This window comes from Streptococcus sp. 10824, assembly GCF_013276595.1.
Classification (GTDB): domain Bacteria; phylum Bacillota; class Bacilli; order Lactobacillales; family Streptococcaceae; genus Streptococcus; species Streptococcus pseudopneumoniae.
On the sequence record NZ_VMLH01000170.1, the window covers coordinates 1 to 2,919 of the forward strand.

The 2,919-nt window shown below is 33.8% G+C and carries 4 protein-coding genes and 1 pseudogene; all 5 read left to right on the forward strand.

Annotated features, from left to right (window positions below; translation table 11 throughout):
* Window positions 1-87, forward strand: a pseudogene (locus HT701_RS11120) (type I restriction endonuclease); the annotation flags it as partial.
* 59 nt (window positions 88-146) lie between these two features.
* The gene (locus HT701_RS11125; RefSeq protein WP_000260605.1) at window positions 147-383 is read left to right on the forward strand and encodes an AbrB family transcriptional regulator; all 237 of its coding nucleotides are present in this window, start codon (window positions 147-149) and stop codon (window positions 381-383) included.
* Window positions 380-793: a type II toxin-antitoxin system death-on-curing family toxin gene (locus HT701_RS11130; protein ID WP_119948306.1), complete on the forward strand. Its 414-nt coding sequence runs from the start codon at window positions 380-382 to the stop codon at window positions 791-793. Before HT701_RS11125 ends, HT701_RS11130 begins: the two co-directional genes overlap by 4 nt.
* Window positions 794-910: 117 nt before the next feature.
* Window positions 911-1,876, forward strand: a complete 966-nt coding sequence (gene xerA, locus HT701_RS11135) for a site-specific tyrosine recombinase/integron integrase (protein ID WP_120008022.1) — start codon at window positions 911-913, stop codon at window positions 1,874-1,876.
* Between the two features lie 33 nt (window positions 1,877-1,909).
* A partial coding sequence (locus HT701_RS11140; protein WP_172931539.1) for a restriction endonuclease subunit S occupies window positions 1,910-2,919 on the forward strand: 1,010 nt, incomplete at its 3' end.

Below are 2,919 nucleotides of genomic sequence, written 5' to 3' on the forward strand. Positions count from 1 at the left end.
GTCGACAAATCACAATTGGCAATCCAAAAATCTCTGGAAGAACTTGAAACTTTGAAGAAATCTCTGATGCAGGAGTATTTTGGCTGATATTCTGCCATTGTAATTACGGTAATGATTTGTTATAATACTTCAAAGGAGGAAATCAGATGGTAGTAAAAACAAGAAAACAAGGAAATTCAATCACCATTACGATTCCAAGTGAATTTAATATTCCAAGTGGTGTTAAATACGAAGCGAAATTGTTACCAAGTGGTGAGATTATCTTTACTCCTGAAGAATTGGGGCAGCAGGTTTCTTATGTATCTGATGATGCCTTTGACTTAAATTTAGATAAAATATTTGACGAATACGACGATGTTTTCAAAGCTTTGGTGGAAAAATGACAATCTATCTGACAGAAAAGCAAATTGAAAAAATAAATGCTTTAGCAATTCAACGGTATTCTCCAAATGAGAAAATTCAAACAGTTAGTCCTTCTGCCTTAAATATGATTGTGAACTTACCAGAACAATTTGTCTTTGGGAAGCCTCTTTATCCAACAATGTTTGATAAAGCAACGATACTATTTGTCCAATTGATAAAGAAGCATGTTTTTGCTAATGCTAATAAAAGAACCGCTTTCTTCGTTTTGGTCAAATTTTTACAATTAAACGGCTATCGTTTTTCTGTAACGGTAGAAGAAGCAGTAAAAATGTGTGTAACCATCGCAGTAGAAGCTTTAACTGATGAAAAAATGACAAGCTACTCCAAATGGGTTTCTGAACATTCTGTTAGAGAAAAGGTCAAAAAGTAACCTAGTATGCTGGATTTGAATGAGCACAAGAAAATAAATGAACAGACAATATTAGAATTCTGTAATGCAGAAACTGATATTGTCTCTTTTTATTGATGAATAAGAAAGTGAGAAATTATGGAATCAAAAGTTACAATTATCATGCAAGAAATGTTACCTCTTTTAAATAATGAACAATTACTAGCGTTGAGAGAGAGTTTAGAACATCATCTAGTAGACGGAAAAAAGCAGCAGAAGTATTCGAATAATAACCTGTTGCAACTATTTATTACCGCCAAGCAGGTAGAGGGCTGTAGCTCAAAAACAATTCGTTATTACCAGAGGACGATTGAAAACTTGTTTAATGGTATTAAGGAGTCTGTGACACAACTCACAACAGATGATTTAAGGAGTTATTTAGCAAATTACCAGTCTGAAAAGGATTGTAGTAAGGCGAATTTAGACAATATTAGGCGTATATTGTCTTCTTTTTTTGCTTGGCTTGAGCAAGAGGAATATATCATTAAAAATCCCATTCGACGGATAAAGAAAATTAAGACTGAGCAAAATGTGAAGGAAACTTATACTGATGAACATTTGGAAATTATGCGCGATAACTGTGAAAATTTGAGAGATTTGGCAATAATAGACCTACTAGCATCGACAGGTATGCGTGTAGGGGAGCTTGTACAGTTGAATCGTTCAGATATTGATTTTGAAAACAGAGAGTGTGTTGTCTTTGGTAAAGGAAAGAAGGAGAGACCAGTATATTTTGACGCTCGTACGAAAATTCATTTAAGAAATTATCTTAACGACAGAAAAGATAGTCACCCTGCTCTTTTTGTAACACTAGTTGGAAAAGTCCAGAGGCTTGGAATTGCTGGTGTAGAGATTCGCTTAAGAAAGTTAGGAGAGAAACTCGGTATACAAAAGGTTCACCCACATAAGTTCAGAAGAACTTTAGCGACTAAGGCAATTGATAAAGGTATGCCTATCGAGCAAGTCCAAAAACTGCTAGGTCATAGCAAGATTGACACAACCCTGGCCTATGCCATGGTCAATCAAAATAATGTCAAGCATTCACACCAAAAATTCATCTCTTAAAAGCAAATCCCGATATTCCGAGGAGGTGGTTGCATGAAGAAAGTGAAATTAGGGGAATTAGTTTCTATTCAAACTGGTAAATTGGATGCCAATGCTGCAGTTGTCGGAGGTAAGTATCCATTTTTCACAACAGCAAAAGAAATTTTGTGGATTAACGATTATGTTTATGACGACGAAGTCGTTTTAGTTGCAGGAAACGGGGATTTAAATGTTAAGTATTATAAAGGAAAATTTAATGCTTATCAAAGAACTTATATTTTGAGTAATAATTCTAATGTAAAAATGAAATATCTATACTACTTTCTTGATAAGTATATAGAGATTTTGCGCTACCAGTCAATTGGAGGAGTAATAAAGTATATTAAATTTAATAATTTATCAAATGCTCTAGTTCCAATGATGAGTGTTTCTGAACAAGAAAATATTATTCAGAATTTTGAGAAAATAGATTATCTAATTTCAAAAAGAAGTCAGCAATACACGGAATTATCAAACCTTGTCAAATCCCGATTTAACGAGATGTTTGGGGATTTTTATACTACATTATTCCCCAAATATAAAATAGGTGAAAAATTTGAAGTTTCTAGTGGAAGTACACCATCAAGAGATAATAAATTATATTGGGATAGCGGAACGATTAATTGGGTAAAAACAACTGAGGTAATAAATAGAGAAATTACGGAAACTGAGGAAAAAATCACAAAATTTGCTTTAGAAAATACATCTCTTAAACTTTTTCCAGTTGATACAATATTAATTGCTATGTATGGTCAAGGACAAACAAGAGGAAGAAGTGCAATCCTCAAAGTTGAATCTACTAGCAACCAAGCATGTGGGGCTATATTTCCAAATAAAATAGACAATCCAGTTTTTATTTGGCATCAATTAATGCTAAGGTATAGCGAATTACGAGAACTTGGACGAGGAGGAAATCAACCTAATTTAAACGGTCAACTGATTAAAAATTTTGAACTGATTTTCCCCCCTCTTTCCCTCCAAAATGAGTTCGCAGACTTTGTAGCCCAGGTCGACAAATCACAATT

What these genes read in the sequence shown, in the direction of transcription:
- xerA (WP_120008022.1), top strand. Translation starts at nt 911, where the DNA reads ATGGAATCAAAAGTTACAATTATCATGCAAGAAATGTTACCTCTTTTA.
- HT701_RS11130 (WP_119948306.1), top strand. Translation starts at nt 380, where the DNA reads ATGACAATCTATCTGACAGAAAAGCAAATTGAAAAAATAAATGCTTTA.
- HT701_RS11125 (WP_000260605.1), top strand. Translation starts at nt 147, where the DNA reads ATGGTAGTAAAAACAAGAAAACAAGGAAATTCAATCACCATTACGATT.